General features: G+C 71.3%; 15 protein-coding genes. 9 read left to right on the plus strand and 6 right to left on the minus strand.

The annotated features are described in order from the left end of the window. Positions 1-143: 143 nt before the first annotated feature. From trpC to OG943_RS00650, 5 genes are all read left to right on the plus strand, one after another. A complete protein-coding gene (gene trpC, locus OG943_RS00630) occupies positions 144-953 on the plus strand; it encodes an indole-3-glycerol phosphate synthase TrpC (RefSeq protein ID WP_328607683.1) in 810 nt (269 codons plus the stop codon). After that, positions 932-2,212: a tryptophan synthase subunit beta gene (gene trpB, locus OG943_RS00635; RefSeq protein ID WP_328611952.1), complete on the plus strand. Its 1,281-nt coding sequence runs from the start codon at positions 932-934 to the stop codon at positions 2,210-2,212. The genes trpC and trpB overlap by 22 nt, the downstream gene beginning before the upstream one ends. Next, positions 2,209-3,000: a tryptophan synthase subunit alpha gene (trpA, locus tag OG943_RS00640; protein WP_328607684.1), complete on the plus strand. Its 792-nt coding sequence runs from the start codon at positions 2,209-2,211 to the stop codon at positions 2,998-3,000. The genes trpB and trpA overlap by 4 nt, the downstream gene beginning before the upstream one ends. Positions 3,001-3,060: 60 nt before the next feature. Then, complete coding sequence (locus OG943_RS00645) at positions 3,061-3,633, plus strand: Uma2 family endonuclease (RefSeq protein WP_328607685.1); 573 nt, start codon at positions 3,061-3,063, stop codon at positions 3,631-3,633. A 91-nt stretch (positions 3,634-3,724) separates the two neighbouring features. Continuing rightward, positions 3,725-4,384 carry a peptidoglycan recognition protein family protein gene (locus OG943_RS00650; RefSeq protein WP_328611953.1) on the plus strand — a complete coding sequence of 220 codons (660 nt, stop codon included), beginning with the start codon at positions 3,725-3,727 and terminating at the stop codon, positions 4,382-4,384. A 51-nt stretch (positions 4,385-4,435) separates the two neighbouring features. Here OG943_RS00650 and OG943_RS00655 read toward each other — a convergent pair whose 3' ends face one another. Further along, on the minus strand, positions 4,436-5,800 hold the full coding sequence (locus OG943_RS00655; RefSeq protein ID WP_328607686.1) for a glutamine synthetase family protein: 1,365 nt from the start codon (positions 5,798-5,800) through the stop codon (positions 4,436-4,438). 66 nt (positions 5,801-5,866) lie between these two features. On the opposite strand from OG943_RS00655, the gene OG943_RS00660 reads away from it, so the two are divergent. The 4 genes from OG943_RS00660 (at position 5,867) to lgt (ending at position 10,782) form a co-directional block, all read left to right on the plus strand. Then, on the plus strand, positions 5,867-7,306 hold the full coding sequence (locus tag OG943_RS00660) for an APC family permease (protein ID WP_328607687.1): 1,440 nt from the start codon (positions 5,867-5,869) through the stop codon (positions 7,304-7,306). Beyond that, positions 7,303-8,442 carry an amidohydrolase family protein gene (locus OG943_RS00665; RefSeq protein ID WP_328607688.1) on the plus strand — a complete coding sequence of 380 codons (1,140 nt, stop codon included), beginning with the start codon at positions 7,303-7,305 and terminating at the stop codon, positions 8,440-8,442. The genes OG943_RS00660 and OG943_RS00665 overlap by 4 nt, the downstream gene beginning before the upstream one ends. Next, the gene (locus OG943_RS00670; protein ID WP_328607689.1) at positions 8,439-9,614 is read left to right on the plus strand and encodes a M20 metallopeptidase family protein; all 1,176 of its coding nucleotides are present in this window, start codon (positions 8,439-8,441) and stop codon (positions 9,612-9,614) included. Before OG943_RS00665 ends, OG943_RS00670 begins: the two co-directional genes overlap by 4 nt. Positions 9,615-9,711: 97 nt before the next feature. Continuing rightward, positions 9,712-10,782 (plus strand): prolipoprotein diacylglyceryl transferase, encoded by a 1,071-nt coding sequence (lgt, locus tag OG943_RS00675; RefSeq protein ID WP_328607690.1) that lies wholly within the window; start codon positions 9,712-9,714, stop codon positions 10,780-10,782. Between the two features lie 68 nt (positions 10,783-10,850). Here the strand turns inward: lgt and OG943_RS00680 are convergent, their stop codons facing one another. From OG943_RS00680 to OG943_RS00700, 5 genes are all read right to left on the minus strand, one after another. Further along, entirely contained in the window at positions 10,851-12,044 is a 1,194-nt protein-coding gene (locus OG943_RS00680) for an IS30 family transposase (protein WP_442874769.1), read from the minus strand. A 274-nt stretch (positions 12,045-12,318) separates the two neighbouring features. Further along, complete coding sequence (locus OG943_RS00685) at positions 12,319-13,209, minus strand: hypothetical protein (protein WP_328607691.1); 891 nt, start codon at positions 13,207-13,209, stop codon at positions 12,319-12,321. Between the two features lie 28 nt (positions 13,210-13,237). Further along, the gene (locus OG943_RS00690) at positions 13,238-14,290 is read right to left on the minus strand and encodes a hypothetical protein (protein ID WP_328607692.1); all 1,053 of its coding nucleotides are present in this window, start codon (positions 14,288-14,290) and stop codon (positions 13,238-13,240) included. Positions 14,291-14,304: 14 nt separating this feature from the next. Next, positions 14,305-14,649 (minus strand): type VII secretion target, encoded by a 345-nt coding sequence (locus OG943_RS00695; protein WP_328607693.1) that lies wholly within the window; start codon positions 14,647-14,649, stop codon positions 14,305-14,307. A gap of 117 nt (positions 14,650-14,766) precedes the next feature. Continuing rightward, positions 14,767-15,552, minus strand: a complete 786-nt coding sequence (locus tag OG943_RS00700) for an SDR family oxidoreductase (protein WP_328607694.1) — start codon at positions 15,550-15,552, stop codon at positions 14,767-14,769. Between the last annotated feature and the right edge of the window lie 281 nt (positions 15,553-15,833).

A 15,833-nucleotide genomic window follows, 5' to 3' on the forward strand; every position in this document is an offset into this window, starting at 1 on the left:
ATCGCCGGCCGCGGCGCACCCGGGACGGGCCGGTCTTCGAGCGGGGGTTAGCATCGTTTCGGCGGGAAGGGGAAGGTTTTTGTGAGCGACCTAGCGAAGGAATCGGTGGGCTCGACGGCCCCGGCACCGGGTGGGGGCACCCGGTGAGCGTGCTCGAGGACATCGTCGCCGGTGTGCGGGAAGACCTCGCCGTGCGCGAGGCGGCGCTGCCGTTCGACGAGCTGAAGGTCCGCGCGGCCAAGGCCCCGCAGCCCCGTGACGTGATGGCCGCGCTGCGCGAGTCCGGCATCGGCGTGATCGCCGAGGTGAAGCGGCGCAGCCCGTCGAAGGGCGAGCTGGCCGACATCCCCGACCCCGCGGCGCTGGCCAAGGACTACGAGGACGCCGGTGCGCGCGTGATCAGCGTGCTCACCGAGCAGCGCCGCTTCGGCGGGTCGCTGGCCGACCTCGACGCCGTGCGCGCCGCCGTGGACATCCCGGTGCTGCGCAAGGACTTCGTGGTCAGCCCGTACCAGGTGCACGAGGCCCGGCTGCACGGCGCGGACATGGTGCTGCTGATCGTCGCGGCGCTGGAGCAGAACGCGCTGGCCGCGCTGCTCGACCGCGTCGAATCGCTCGGCATGACCGCGCTGGTGGAGATCCACAACGCCGAAGAGGCCGACCGCGCGCTGGAGGTCGGCGCCAAGGTGATCGGCGTCAACGCGCGCAACCTGCACACTCTGGAAGTGGACCGGGACGTCTTCTCCCGCCTCGCCCCGGGGCTGCCGTTCGAGGTGTTCAAGGTCGCCGAGTCCGGCGTCCGCGGCCCGGGCGACCTGATGTCGTACGCCGGCCACGGTGCCGACGCCGTGCTGGTGGGCGAGGGCCTGGTGGCGTCGGGCGACCCCAAGGGCGCCGTCGTGAAGCTGGTCACCGCCGGTTCGCACCCGGCCTGCCCGAGGCCTTCGCGGTGACCGACGAACACCAGCCCGGCAAGCACGACCCGGACGAGCGCGGCTACTACGGCCCGTACGGCGGCCGGTTCATGCCGGAGGCGCTGATCGGCGTCGTGGACGAGGTCGCGGCCGAGTACGACAAGGCGCGCCACGACCCGGAGTTCGTCGCCGAGCTGAACCGGCTGCTCAAGGACTACGCGGGCCGCCCGTCGCTGCTCACCGAGGCCAAGCGCTTCGGCGAGCACGCGGGCGGGGCGCGGGTGTTCCTCAAGCGCGAGGACCTGAACCACACCGGCTCGCACAAGATCAACAACGTGCTGGGCCAGGCGCTGCTCACCAAGCGGATGGGCAAGAAGCGGGTGATCGCGGAGACCGGCGCCGGCCAGCACGGCGTCGCCACGGCCACCGCGTGCGCGCTGCTCGACCTGGACTGCATCGTCTACATGGGCGAGGTCGACACCGAGCGGCAGTCGCTGAACGTGGCGCGGATGAAGCTGCTCGGCGCCGAGGTCGTGCCGGTCAAGACCGGTTCGCGCACGCTCAAGGACGCGATCAACGAGGCGCTGCGCGACTGGGTGACCAACGCCGACACCACGCACTACCTGTTCGGCACCGCCGCCGGGCCGTACCCGTTCCCGATGATGGTGCGCAACTTCCACAAGGTGATCGGCGAAGAGGCGCGTGAGCAGGTGCTGGCGCAGGCCGGCCGGCTGCCCGACGTCGTCGCGGCGTGTGTCGGCGGCGGTTCGAACGCCATCGGCATCTTCTCCGGCTTCTACGACGACCCCGGGGTGCGGCTGGTCGGGTTCGAGCCCGGCGGCGAGGGCATCGAGGGCAACCGCCACGGCGCCACGCTGACCAAGGGCAGCCCGGGCAACCTGCACGGCGCGATGTCGTACCTGCTGCAGGACGAGGACGGCCAGACCATCGAGTCGCACTCGATCTCGGCCGGCCTGGACTACCCGGGTGTCGGGCCCGAGCACGCGTGGCTCAAGGACTCCGGCCGCGCCGAGTACCGGCCGGTCACCGACGCCGAGGCGATGGACGCGTTCCGGCTGCTCTCGCGCACCGAGGGCATCATCCCGGCGATCGAGTCGGCGCACGCGCTCGCGGGCGCGCTGGTGCTGGGCCGTGAGCTGGGGCCGGACGGCCTGATCCTGGTCAATCTTTCCGGCCGCGGCGACAAGGACATGGACACCGCGGCGGAGTGGTTCGGCCTCGCGGACACTGCCGGTTCTGACGCTGGCGGCTCCGACGCTGCCGAGGAGGGCAAGTGAGCGGCCTCGACGAGGTGTTCGCGGCGACGCGGGCGGAAGGCCGGGCCGCGCTGGTCGGCTACCTGCCCGCCGGATTCCCCTCGGTCGAGGGCTCGAAGGACCTGCTGGCCGCGACGGTCGACGGTGGCGCCGACCTGGTCGAGGTCGGCGTGCCGTACTCCGACCCGGTGATGGACGGCCCGACCATCCAGGCCGCCGCCGAGTCGGCGCTGGCCGGCGGCTTCCGGCTCAAGCAGCTGTTCGAGGTGGTCGAGTCGGTGTCGGCGCGCGGTGGCAAGGCCGTCGTGATGACGTACTGGAACCCGGTGCACCGCTACGGCGTGGACGCGTTCGCCCGCGACCTGGCCGCGGCCGGCGGCCTGGGCATGATCACCCCGGACCTGATCCCGGACGAGGCCGGCGAGTGGATGGCGGCCTCGCGGGCGCACGGGCTGGACCGGATCTTCCTGGTCGCGCCGTCGTCGTCGGAGGAGCGCATCGTGAAGACGGTCGAGGCCTCCTCGGGCTTCGTCTACGCCACGGCGGTCATGGGCGTCACGGGCGCCCGCGACGCGGTGGGCGTCCACGCGGAGGAGCTGGTCCGCCGCACGCGCACCCACACGTCCCTCCCGATCGGCGTCGGCCTCGGCGTCCGCTCCGGCGACCAGGCGGCCCAGGTGGGCTCCTTCGCCGACGCGGTCATCGTGGGCTCCGCACTGGTCACCGCCGCCGCCTCCGGCCCGGACGGGGTTCGTTCGCTGGCGGGGGAGCTGGCGGAGGGCGTTCGCCGGGCGGTCACTCCGGCCTGATCGGTCGCTCTTGCTTCGCCGCCGGAAACTGTCGGTGGTCGTTCGTACACTCTCGGTGTGATGATGACTCCTGCTGAACCCGAGATCAGGCTGGCGTACCGGGCTGGTGGCTGGATCGTCGACGACGTGCTCGCGCTGCCCGAAGAGCGGACCGGGGGCAACCGGGTCGAGCTTGTCGACGGGGTGTTGCTGGTGAGTCCTCTGGCGCGCCTGGAGCACCAACGGCTGGTCGGCCGGTTGTGGGGTGAGCTCAGCCCGGCCGCGGCACCTCGTCTCGAGGTCCTGCCTGGGGCGACCCTGGTGCTGGGCAATCGGAACAACCGGCTGCTCATCCCCGACCTGGTTGTGAGCACCGCGCCAGGGCTCGAAGGTGTGAGCCTGACCGAGCAGCAAATGGCCATGGTGGTGGAGATCGAGTCGCCGTCGACGAGGGTTCAGGATCGGATCCTGAAGAAAGCGCTGTACGCCGAGGCGCTCATCCCGTACTACCTGCTCGTCGACCCGGCCCAGGAGCCGGTGGCCGCCACCGTGTTCGGGCTGGACGGCGGGGAGTACGTGCCGATCGAGGAGAGCGAAGGCGGAGTGCTGGAGCTGGTGGAGCCGTTCGGGGCGCGGGTGGATCTTCGCGGCTGAGCCGGGCGTTCAGGCGCGAGCGGTGGGCGCGGTCGAAGCTGGCGTTTGTACGAATCGTGTACGCCGGACGCGCACAGTCGCGGGCATGGCTATCGACATCGGACACTTGCCCCGGCGAGCGTTTCTCCGTGGTGCGGCCGGGATGACGGCCGCCGCGGCGGCGGGTCTGCTGCTGCCCGGCCTGGCGCGCGCGGCCGGCGAACCGCGGATCTACAGCTGCGCCGAGTGGGGTGCGCGGCCGCCCGCGGACCCGCTCACCACGCTCGACCACCCGGCCAACCGGATCCTCATCCACCACATCGACTGCCCCAACAGCACGGACTACTCGCTCGAGCACGCGTTCCAGGTCGCGCGCGACGACCAGGCCGACCACATCGACAACAACGGCTGGTCCGACACCGGCCAGCACTTCACCGTCTCCCGCGGCGGCTACCGCATGGAAGGCCGCCACGGCAGCCTCGACGCACTGCGCAGCGGCGACAAGATCGTCCGCGCCGCGCACTGCCCCGGCCAGAACGACAACGCCATCGGCATCGAGAACGAGGGCACCTACATGACCGTCGAGCCGCCGGAGGCGCAGTGGTCGTCGCTGGTGGTGTTCTGCGCCTACATCTGCACGCAGTACGGCATCCCGGTCGAGGAGATCAAGGGCCACCGCGACTACTACAACACCGATTGCCCCGGCGACAAGCTGTACGCCCGGCTCCCCGAACTCCGGTCCGACGTCGCGGCGCAGCTGTCCACCCGCTGAAGGCTCGTGAGTGTTGATGACGGTTAGAACCGTCATCAACACTCACGAGCTTTAATGCAGCCAGCGCATCACCGAGCACAGCGACTCCGGGTCCAGCGACCCCAGCTCCGCGATCTCGCCGCGGCGCACGTCCATCAGCGTCGTGGCGAGTTCGGGGCCGAAGGCGGACTTCAGCACGTCGTCGGCCTCGAACGCGGCCACCGCTTCGGCCAGTGACCGGGGCAGCCGGGTTACTCCCGAAGACGCGGCTTCCTCCGGCGACAGCGCGCCCGGGTCGACGTCCACCGGCGCGGGCAGGCGGGCGCCGGAATCGAGGCCGGACAGGCCGGCGAAGAGCAGGCCCGCGACGACGAGGTACGGGTTCGCCGTCAGGTCGAAGCACTTCACCTCCAGGTTCGCCGCCGTGTCGCGCTGGCCGGGGGCGCCGCGGATCAGGCGCAGCGGCGCCTCGCGATTTTCCAGGCCCCACGCGGTGAACACGCCCGCCCAGTGGTGCGGCTCCAGCCGCAGGTAGCTGAGCACCGACGGCGCGCCCACGGCCAGCAGCGCGGGCAGCCGCGCCAGGATCCCCGCCCCGAACGACGAAGCCCCGGCGGTCAGCCCGAACGGGCCGTCGCCGCCGGAGCACAGGTTCCGCGAGCCGTCCCAGACACTCAGGTGAACGTGCCCGCCGTTGCCGACGCCGCCGGGCGCGAACTTCGGCGTGAACGACGCCCGCAGCCCGTGATCGGCGGTCACCGTGCGGATCGTCTCGCGCGTCAGCACCGCGAGGTCCGCCGCGCGCACCGGGTCCGCGGCCGCCACCGACAGCTCGAACTGGCCCGCCGCGTACTCCGGGTGGATCTGCTCCACCTCGACGTGCTGACTGTCCAAAGCGGACACCAGTGTGCGCAGGTAGCCGGCGTTGCCGGTCAGCCGTGAGTAGCCGTACGCCGGGCCGGGCAACGGATCGCCGTCGGGATCCGTGACGACCCACTCGGTCTCGAACGCCATCCGAGCGGAGTAACCGCGCTCGGCCAGCCGCTCGACGCCCGCGACGGCCAGCGCCCGCGCGTCCTGCGGGTGCGGCGCGCCCTCCTGGTCGTACTTCAGCACCGGCGCCCACGCCCAGCCGGACGGCGACGCGAGCACCGTCAGCGCGTCGAGGTCCGGGTGCAGCCGGAGGTCGCCGACCGGGCCGGGCGAGTACGCGCCGTCGGCGATCGTGTCCGTGCAGAGGAAGAAGTCGAACGAGTTGGACGCGCCCACGCCCCACGCGGCGGCGGACGCGAGCCGGCCCACCGGCACCGCCTTGACCCGCGAGATCCCGGAGTTGTCGACGAAGGTCAGCGCGATCAGCTCCACCCCCGCGCGCCCCAGCCGGGCGGCCGCTTCGGTGCCGCGCCGTGAAAGTTCCGCCCGATCGAGCTGGCTCATCGTTCTCCCGCGCTGTTCACTGTGTACCGCACACGAACCGTCCACGTTGGCTTCGAGGAGCGCATCGTGTCAGACCCCGCCGAAACCCGTCCAGCGCTGCGCCGCACCTTGTCCGTCTGGCAGGCCGTCGGCCTTTCGGTGGCGCTGATGGCCCCGAGCATGGCCGCCAGCATCAACCCGCAGCAGACCGCGGCGGCGGCCGGTCGTGCCGTGCCGCTCGCGTTCCTGCTCTCCGCCGCCGGGGTGCTGCTGGTGGCGTACGGCTTCGTCCGGCTCTGCCAGCACTACCAGCACGCCGGCTCGGTCTACGCCTTCGTCGGCGCGACGCTCGGCCCGCGGGCCGGCGTGGTTTCGGGCATCGGCCTGCTCGGCACGTACACCTTCTACGCCGTGGTCACCAGCTCCGCCGCCGGCACCCTCGGCACGGCTTTCCTCACGCAGACCGGGATCTGGCCGGACCCGCCGTGGTGGGGGCCGTTCGTGCTGACCGCCGTCGCGCTCGTCGGCAGCTGGCTGCTCGCTGTGGCGCCCGCGCGCCGCGGCACCAGCACGCTGCTCGCGGTGGAGGGCGCGACGATCGCCCTCATCCTGCTGGTCACCGTGATCATCCTGGTCCGGCTGATCGCCGGGAACGCGCCGGGCGGCGGCCGGTTCACGCTCGAGGTCTTCACCTTCGCCCCGGACGCCGGGCTGTCCGGCGTCTTCCTGGGCGCGGTGTTCGGGTTCCTGTCGTTCGCAGGGTTCGAGGCGGCCGCGACGCTGGGGGAGGAGACCCGCGACCCGCGCCGGAACATCCCGCGCGCCATCCTCGGCACGGCGATCTTCGGCGGCGCCTACTTCGTCATCGTCACCGCCGTCGAGATGATGGCGTTCCGCTCCGACGCGAAGGCCTTCCACGACTCGCCTTCGCTGCTGGGCGACCTCGGCGGCCGGTTCGTCGGCTCCTGGGTGGGCGATGTGATCAGCGTGGGCGCGGCGGTCAGCGCGTTCGGCTGCTGCCTCGCCTGCGTGGTCGGCGGCTCGCGGCTGCTGTTCGCGCTGGGCCGCGACGCCTTCGACGGCCGCGGCATCGGCCGTACGTCCGCGAAGGGCACCCCGGTCGCCGCGGTGACGGCCGTGGCACTGGCGGCCGCGCTGATCATCGTGGTGTGCGCGGTGTTCTTCGGCGCCACGGCGGCGGACACGTTCGCCTGGAGCGGGTCGATCGGGACCTTGATCCTGTTGGTCATCTACCTGCTCACCACACTCGGCGCGATCCTGCTGCTGTTCGTGCGACGCCGGATGCGCGTGCCGTGGTGGCACCTGGTCTTCCCGCTCGGCGCGCTCGCGGTGCTGGGCTACACGGTGTACGTGAATGTGGTGCCGTATCCCACGGAGGGCCCGGCTCGCTGGTTTCCGGTGGTCGCCGGGGCGGTGCTGGTGCTGGCGGTGATCTTGGTGCTCGCCGTGCCCGGGCTCGCCCGTAGGGTGGGGGAAAGGCTGGCGGTCGCCGAAGGAGGCCCATGACCGAGCTGCTGCCCTTCGTCGCGGATCTGCCGTTGGTCGACCATCACTGCCACGGCGTGGTCACCCGCGGAGTGGACCGTGACGGCTTCGAGCGGATGCTCACCGAGGCGGACACCGTGTCGCCGCTGGGCACTTCGCTGTTCGACTCGCTGGTGGGCCTCGCCGTGCGCGAGCGGTGCGCGCCGGTGCTGGACCTGCCCAGGCACGCGCCCGCCGGCGACTATCTGGCCCGCCGCGCCGAGCTGGGCGCCGAGGAGGTCAACCGGCGGTTCCTGCGGGCCACCGGCACCACGGACTTCTTGCTGGACGGCGGTTTCCTGCCCGAATCGCTGACCTCGACCGGGGAGTTCGCCGCGCTGGCGGGCGCCCGCGCGCACGACGTGGTCCGGCTGGAGCAGGTCGCCGAGGACGTGGTGCGCGCCGGGACCACGGCCGCCGGGTTCGCCGCGGACTTCGGGGCCGAGCTGGGCCAACGGGCGGCCGGCGCCGTCGGGTTCAAGTCGATCGCCGCGTATCGCGTGGGCCTGGAGCTGTCCGGCGAACGGCCTTCGGGCCCCGAGGTCGCCGACGCCGCCGGGCGCTGGCTCGCGCGGGTGGCCGGCGGCGCGCCCGCCCGGCTGGCCGACGAGGTGCTGCACCGGCATCTCGTCTTCGCCGGCATCGACTTCGGCCTGCCCGTGCAGTTCCACGTGGGCTACGGCGACTCCGACGTCGACCTGCACCGCTGCGACCCGCTGCTGCTGACCGGTCTGCTGCGCGCCACCCGGGACAGCGGCGTGCCGATCCTGCTGCTGCACAACTACCCGTTCCACCGCAACGCCGCGTACCTCGCGCAGGTCTTCGAGCACGTGTTCGTCGACGCCGGGCTGATCACGCACAATGCCGGCTTCCGCGCGCCCGCGGTGCTGGCCGAGATGCTGGAGCTGGTGCCGTTCGGCAAGCTGCTGTTCTCCACCGACGCGTTCGGCCTCGCCGAGCTCTACCACCTGGGCACGGCGCTGTTCCGGCAAGGCCTTTCGGACTTCCTGCGCGGCGCGCTGGCCGCCGGCGCACTGTCCGAAGTGGACGCCGTACGGCTGGCGCGGCTGGCCGGACACGAGAACGCCGCCCGGATCTACCGCCTGGAGCCACGATGACCGACCTGTTCGAGAGCTGGCGGGCGGCGCTGGCCGAAGAGCTGCCCGCGGCCGTGGAGCTGCGGCACCGGCTGCACGCCGACCCGCGCGCGTCCGGCGACGAGGACGACACCGCCCGCGTGGTCGCCGCGGCGCTCGGCCTTGGCGAGGGCGAGCGCGTCGCCAAGACCGGACGGCTGATCCGGCTGCCGGGCGATCATCCCGGGCCCGCGGTGGCGCTGCGCGCGGAGATGGACGCGCTGCCGGTGACCGAGCGCACCGGCGTGCCGTGGGCGTCCGGCTCCGGCCTGATGCACGCGTGCGGGCACGACGTGCACCTCGCCGCGCTGGTCGCCGTCGCCCGCGCCGCGCGGCGGGTGGAGCTGCCGCGGCCGCTGGTCGCCGTGCTGCAGCCGCGGGAGGAGACTTCGCCGTCCGGGGCGCTGGACATCGTCGAGTCCGGGGTGCTGGAGGAGCACGGCGTCGACACGGTGATCGGCGCCCACGTGCAGCCGCGGCTGGCCTACGGCGTGGTGTCGGCCGCGCCGGGGCCGGTGAACGCCTCGACCGACGAGTTCGAGGTCGTGCTGCACGGCCAGGGCGGCCACGCCGGGTACCCGCACCTGCTGCGCGACCCGGTGCTGGCGCTGAGCCAGCTCGTGGTGAGCCTGCAGCAGCTCGCCAGCCGCCGGATCGACCCGGTGCACGGCGCCGTCTGCTCGATCGGCCGGATCCAGGCGGGCACGGCCGCGAACGTGGTGCCCAACACCGCCACCGCGCTCGGCTCGCTGCGGCTCATGCGCTCGGTGGACCGCGAGCGCGCCCTGGACGCGCTGGCCGAGATCGTGCACGGCACCGCGCAGGCCCACGGCTGCACCGCCGAGTTGCGGATCAGCCCGTGCGAGCCGGTGCTGGTCAACGACCCGGCGCTGGCCGCCGCGGCGCAGGAGTGGCTGGTCCGCGGCGGCGCCGACGTCGACGTGGACTTCCGCTCCTTCGGCGCCGACGACTTCGCGCACTACTGCGGCGGCGAGAGCCGTGGGCTGATGCTCTTCGTCGGCCTCGGCGACACCGCGGGCGCGCCCAGCCTGCACGACGAGGTCTTCCTGCCCGAGGACGGCGCCGTCGCCCAGGTCGCGGGCGCGCTGATGGCCGGTTACCTGGCCGCGCTGGAGCCGGGCGGTTACGAATGACTCGTGAGTGTTCGCGACGGTTCTAACCGGCATAAACACTCACGAGTTTTCGACGGCTCCTCACCACCGCGGTGAGGCGACGCGCTACGGTGGCCGCGTGTATTCCGCCTCGGCAGCCTTCCTGGCCACGATCCCGAGCCCCGACCGCGGGGTCTGGCACCTGGGATTCATCCCGATCCGCGCCTACGCACTCTGCATCATCGCCGGCATCATCGTGGCGATCTGGTGGGGTGAGCGGCGCTGGGTGGCCCGGGGCGGCACCAAGGGCACGGTGATCGACGTCGCGGTGTTCGCCGTGCCGTTCGGCCTGGTCGGCGGCCGGCTCTACCACGTGATCACCGACCCCGAGCTGTACTTCACCGCGGGCCGCAACCCGTGGAACGCCTTCGCCATCTGGGACGGCGGCCTCGGCATCTGGGGCGCGATCGCCCTCGGCGCGGTCGGCGCGCTGATCGCCTGCCGCCGCAAGGGCATCCCGCTGCCGGCGCTGGCCGACGCGCTCGCCCCCGGCATCATCACGGCGCAGGCCATCGGCCGCATCGGCAACTACTTCAACCAGGAGCTCTACGGCGCGCACACCAACCTGCCGTGGGGCCTGGAGATCTACCAGCGCTTCAACCCGGCCAACCCGGACGACACCCTCAACGGCATCGCGACCGGGCACATCCCGCTGCCGGACAGCCCGGTGCAGCCGACGTTCCTGTACGAGCTGATCTGGAACCTGCTCATCGCCGGCCTCGTGGTGTGGGCCGACCGCCGGTTCAAGCTCGGCCACGGGCGCGCGTTCGCGCTGTACGTCGCCGGCTACACCGTCGGCCGCTGCTGGATCGAGCTGCTGCGCACGGACACGGCCAACCACATCCTCGGCCTCCGGGTGAACGTGTGGACCTCGATCCTGGTGTTCCTCGGCGCGGTGATCGTGATGATGCTGGCCAAGCGCCGCGGTCCGCGGGAGCTGCCGGAGACGTTGCGCAGCCGCGGAGACGAGCGTGACGCGGAGGCCGGGGAGCCGTCGGAGGAGAAGCCCGCGGACGGGGAACCGGCCGCCGAGACGACTGCCGACGAGACGCTTACCGCCGAGACCCGCGACGAGATCACGGTCGACGCCGGGTCTTCGGCCACGGCGGCCACAGCGGCTCCGGAGGCGGAGAAGCCCGAGAAGTCCTGACCCGCTTTACGCATGAGGCCCCCGTCCCTTCCCGGCGGATTCTCGGGGTCCTCGCAACACCTGATGGTCTAGATGGCTGTCAGTAGATCACGCAGACGCTCGGCTGGGGTTTTCCAGCCGAGCGTTTTGCGTGGGCGGCGGTTGAGTTTCTGGGCGACGTGCTCGAGGTCTTCGGATCCGTAGACGCTCAGGTCGGTGCCCTTGGGGAAGTACTGCCGCAGCAGGCCGTTGGTGTTCTCGTTCGATCCGCGTTGCCAGGGCGAGTGCGGGTCGCAGAAGTAGACCGGTACTCCGGTGGCCACGGTGAACTGCTTGTGTGCGGCCATTTCGCAGCCTTGGTCCCAGGTCAGCGAGCCGCGTAGGTGTTCGGGCAGGGACCCGATCAACGGCACGAGCACATCGCGGACTTCCTCGGCGGTGTGTCCGCCGGGCAGGTGCCCGAGCAGGACGTAGCGGGTGGAGCGCTCGACCAGGGTCACGATCGCGCTGTCGCTGCGGGTGCCGACGATCAGGTCACCTTCCCAGTGGCCGGGCACGGCTCGGTCCTCGATCTCGGCGGGACGGTCGGAGATCATCACCATCTCGTCGACGAACCGCTGAGTGCGCTGATCAGGACGCCGGTGGGGCTTGCGCCTGGTGCGCCCAGTGCGCAGCGCCGTAGCGACCTCGCGCCGCAGCCCGCCACAGGCCTGGACATAGATCGCCTGGTAGATCGTCTCCGTACTCACCCGTATGCTCTCGTCGTCCGGGAACTCGGTCACCAGAGCGTGGCAGATCTGCTCAGGCGACCACTCCTCCCGCAGCTTGCTGGTGACGTAGTCCCGCAGCGGTCCGTCGTGAGCCAGCTTGGATGCCTTGTGCCGCACACGGCTCTTCGCCCACGCCCGCTGGGCCCGGTATGGCCGGTAGACGCCTCCCACGGCGTAAGCGTCGATCTCACGCTTGATCGTGGACGCAGGCCGGCCCAGTTCGCGCCCGATCGCCCGCAGCGAAGCGCCCTGACGGTGCAGGTCGGCGATCGTCTCGCGCTCGACCAGGGTCAGGAACCGGGGATGCAGCCCGGCCTCCAAGGACCTCACCGTGGGCGGCTGCGTCGCCGTGACCATCGTGGTCACGCCCGTCCGGTAGTCCACCTTGCGCCCGCCGGGATAGACGCGGGTCGGGCCAATTGATCGCACCCCGTGATCCCAGTCCTGCGCCGTGCGCACGTTGACCCCGACACGCCGGGCGGCCTCCTTACGGCTGACCCCTTCTCCGCGCAGCCGGTCGTACTCCCCACGACCGGGGTGACCACCCTGGCTGGTGCTCCCACGCCCTCGAAGGCCAGCCCACCGGACCCACCCGAAGGCCGTGTTCAGGTTCACCCCGACCGCCCGCGACGCGACCGAGACGTTGCCGTCCTCCCGCTCCAGCGCCTCGAAGAACCTCTTCCGCAACTCCGGTGACAGCACGATCCCCGCAACTCCCTGAAATCCAGGGTGTTGCGAGGACCCCGAGAATCCGCCCCCAGGGTCGGGGGCCTCATGCGTCGCGGGGTCAGCCGAGCAGTGAGTTGCCGAAGTAGTCGTCGTCATCGCCGGAGCGGTCCTCGCGGCGGGGGCGACGTGCGGGCGGGGGCGGGTCCTGTCGCTGCGGTTTGCTGTCGCGGTCGGCCAGCGGGTCGGCGAAGTCGTCGTCCTCGGGTGCGGTGAAGCGGCGTGCTTCCTGCTCACGAGGTGCGGCGGTGTGCCGGCCCTGGTCGGGCTCGGGCTCGGGCGGGGCCGAAGGCGCCGGATACCCGCGGTCGGCGAGGGGGCTGGTGAATTCCTCGTCCGAGGGCGCGGGTTTCTGGTGCGACGGCGCGTTCTGGTGGGGCGCGGCGTGCCGCCCGTGCTCGGGTTCCGGTGCCGAATGGGGTGAAGGCCCGTCCTGCGGCGGAGCTTGGTACGACGGCTCGGCGCTGCTCGCGAGCGGGTTCTCGTTCGAGAATCCCGCGGGCTTCTCCGCCGCGGCCGGGTACGTCGAGCGCCCGGTGTCGGCGAGGTCGTTGCGCGAGCCGGCGCGGGCTTCGAGGACCTCGTCCGGCGTCAGGCCCTCTTGCAGCTCCTCGTAGATGTCCTTGCTTTCGCCGAGCTTCGCGGACGCCAGGGCCCGCACCTCGGGGTCGGCGAACGCGCGGCCGGACGCGACGTCCTCCCACTTGAACTCGCCGGCGTCGACTTTCCGCTTGACCAGCCGCAGCTCGGCCGGGGCGTCCGGCTTCGAGGCGGCGGCCTTGAGCGCTTCGATCCGCTCCGGGGTGTCGGGCCGCTCGACCGGCTTCAGCCGGATCTTTTCGAGATCCTTCAGCAGGTCCTGCGACTTCCGCGTGGTGCGGTCGAGCGCGGACTCGGCCTCGCGGATCTCCGGTGTCTTCCAGGCGTCCTGTGCGGACGTGGGCCGTGACATGACGGCGTTCCTCTCGATCTTCGCTGGCTCAGTCGTCGATGCTGCCGCTGATCCGGCCGCTGCCCGAATGCGCCGGGGTGCGGTTGCGGCGGTTGTCCCAGTGGTCCTTGTTGTCCGCGTGGTTCTCGCGAGTTTCCTTGACGCCTTCCTGGGCCTTGTCCTTGATCTCGCCGGCGTCGTCCTTGATCCCCTTGGCGGTGTCCTTGATGTCGCCGACGTCGCCCGCGATGCCCTTGCCGACGTCGATCGCGTCGCTGAGGCTGCCGATGTCCTTGATCTTCGCCAGCTGCGAGCCGAGGTCCTTGATCGAGTCCCACAGGTCGCCGACCTTCTGCACGATGTCCTTGATCATGTCGACGATCGAGATCAGCGCGTCGATCAGGGGCAGGACCTCGGACAGGCCGGTGATCGCGTCGGCGACCCAGCCGGCGATCGGCACGCACGCCTCGGCCGCCATCACGAGCAGCCGGTCGATCAGGCTCTTCAGCAGGTCCAGCGCCTTCGCCGCGAGCTTCTTCGAGGTGTCCGACAGCAGTTCGAAGCCCTTGGCGATCAGCTCCGCGATGCCCGCCTCCGCGGCGAGCGCGGCCCGCCAGCCGAGGTCGACGTACGCCTTGTGCGCCAGCGACGCGGGACCGGTCCAGCTGTCGCCGAGGATCTTCTCGTTCCCCGTCATCACCCCGGAGAACGCCTTCATCGCCTCCGCGATGTTGCGCCACGCCTCGGCGTCGGCGGACATCTTCGAGAAGTCGCCGGTGATCGGCTCGATGAACTCCTGCGTGAGCGACTTGCCGGTGATCTGCTGGAAGATCCACTCGACCGCCAGCACCTCGACGCCGGCGTCCTTCACCAGGTCCTGGATGTCATCGCCGGACGTGTCCTCCGGCGGCTGCAGCTGCTCGGTGATCGCGCTGCCGTTGTCGAAGCCGGACGAAGTGGAGCCGCCGGCGCCCGGCTTCTTCGGCTCTTCCTTGTCGTCCTTGGAATCGTCGTCCTTTTTCTTCTTCTTCTCTTCTTTTTCGGGCTTTTCCTTGGTGTGCTTCGGGTTCTCATGCCCGTGCCCGCCGCCGTGCTTCGCCATTTCCCTCCCCTTCCTCAGGCCTGGCCCTGGCCGGCCGGGCCCAGGTCGTCGAGCGACAGGCCCAGCTGCTTGAGGGTCTCCGCGGACTTGGTGTCGTGCTGCTCGTAGGCCGTCGCGGCGGACTGGATGCCCTGGCTCATCGAGGTGAGCCGGGTGTGCCCGAACTGGAGCGTGTCGCCGTAGAGGTCGCGCACCAGGTCGACGACCGGGCGCAGCAGCATGAACAGGCCGGTGAAGCCTGAGGTGTCGCACGCGGTGGTGCGCATGTAGTCGTTCATCTTGTCGATCTGCGCGTGCAGTCCGTCCAGTACGTCCGCGTACTCACGCATGACGTCCGGTGCCACGTCGAAGTCGGCCACCGAGTCCCTCCCCGTGATCGTTGGTCGACGAACACTATGACAGGAGGCAATCACCCAGCGTGGGGCTTTCCGGAAAATCAGCCGGTCCGGCGACGAAAACGGCCCCGGCGGGCGTGATCAGAGGTCGGGCAGGCCCAGGTCCAGGTTCGGCGCCTGCAGGCCACCGTCCACTTCGAGCACCTTGCCGGTGAGGTAGCCGCCGGCGCGCGACGCCAGGTAGACGACCGCCGCGGCGATGTCCTCGGGCTCGCCGATCCGGCGCAGGGGAGTGGCCTGCTCCATCTTGGCGCGGATCTCTTCGTTGCCCACCACCAGCTCCAGCGCGGACGTGGCCACCGAGCCGACCGAGATCGCGTTCACCCGCACCCGCGGCGCGAGGTCGACGGCGGCCAGCCGGGTGTACTGCGAGAGGGCCGCCTTCGCCGTGCCGTAAGCGAGGAAGCCGCGGCCCTGCACGCGGCCCATGATCGACGAGATGTTGACCACCGAGCCGCCGTTCTCCAGCAGCGCCGGGGTGGCCGCCGCGGTCAGCGCGTGGGCCGTGGAGACGTTGAAGCGAAAGGCTTCCTCGAGGAATTCCACTGTGGTCTCGGGCAGCGGCCGGGGGAACGTGCCGCCGACGTTGTTGACCACGATGTCGAGCCGGCCGAACGTGCTCGTCGCGGCTTCGGCCAGCGCGGCCGCGGCGGCGGGGTCGCTCAGGTCTGCGGGCACCACGTGCGCCCGGCGCCCGGCGGCGGCGACCCGCTCGGCGACCTCGTGCAGCTGGGACTCGGTGCGGGAGGCGATGACCACGTCGGCGCCCGCCTCGGCCAGCGCCACCGCGGTGGCCGCCCCGAGGCCCCGGCCGGCGCCGGTGACCACTGCGACCTGGTCCGTGAGCCGGAAGCGATCGAGGATCATGCGGCGGACGTTAACACGTTTCACTCACCGGCGGCAGCGGTCACGGCGGTGGACTCCGCGCAGCCGGGCGGACACGCTGGGTCGCTGTTATTTTCCTGACCCGCCGGAAACCGGGAGCGCCGGTTAGACTTGACGGCACCCACCCAGATCGGGTAGTTAGCAGGGCGAACTACCTGGGTCTCATCAGGGCTGGTGCTTGACGAGGAGCATCGTTCCACGCAGCCAGATCGTTACGGTTCGCGGTCGTTCTGGCCGCTCCGAGGCACTGCTGCCGTGTTTCC

The sequence above is a fragment of the Amycolatopsis sp. NBC_00345 genome (assembly GCF_036116635.1).
Lineage (GTDB): Bacteria > Actinomycetota > Actinomycetes > Mycobacteriales > Pseudonocardiaceae > Amycolatopsis.

Excerpts from the sequence above, each read along its gene's own strand:
- OG943_RS00645 (WP_328607685.1), top strand. The coding sequence starts at position 3,061 with ATGATGACTCCTGCTGAACCCGAGATCAGGCTGGCGTACCGGGCTGGT.
- OG943_RS00700 (WP_328607694.1), bottom strand. The coding sequence starts at position 15,552 with ATGATCCTCGATCGCTTCCGGCTCACGGACCAGGTCGCAGTGGTCACC.
- OG943_RS00655 (WP_328607686.1), bottom strand. The coding sequence starts at position 5,800 with ATGAGCCAGCTCGATCGGGCGGAACTTTCACGGCGCGGCACCGAAGCG.
- OG943_RS00690 (WP_328607692.1), bottom strand. The coding sequence starts at position 14,290 with ATGGCGAAGCACGGCGGCGGGCACGGGCATGAGAACCCGAAGCACACC.
- OG943_RS00670 (WP_328607689.1), top strand. The coding sequence starts at position 8,439 with ATGACCGACCTGTTCGAGAGCTGGCGGGCGGCGCTGGCCGAAGAGCTG.
- OG943_RS00685 (WP_328607691.1), bottom strand. The coding sequence starts at position 13,209 with ATGTCACGGCCCACGTCCGCACAGGACGCCTGGAAGACACCGGAGATC.
- OG943_RS00665 (WP_328607688.1), top strand. The coding sequence starts at position 7,303 with ATGACCGAGCTGCTGCCCTTCGTCGCGGATCTGCCGTTGGTCGACCAT.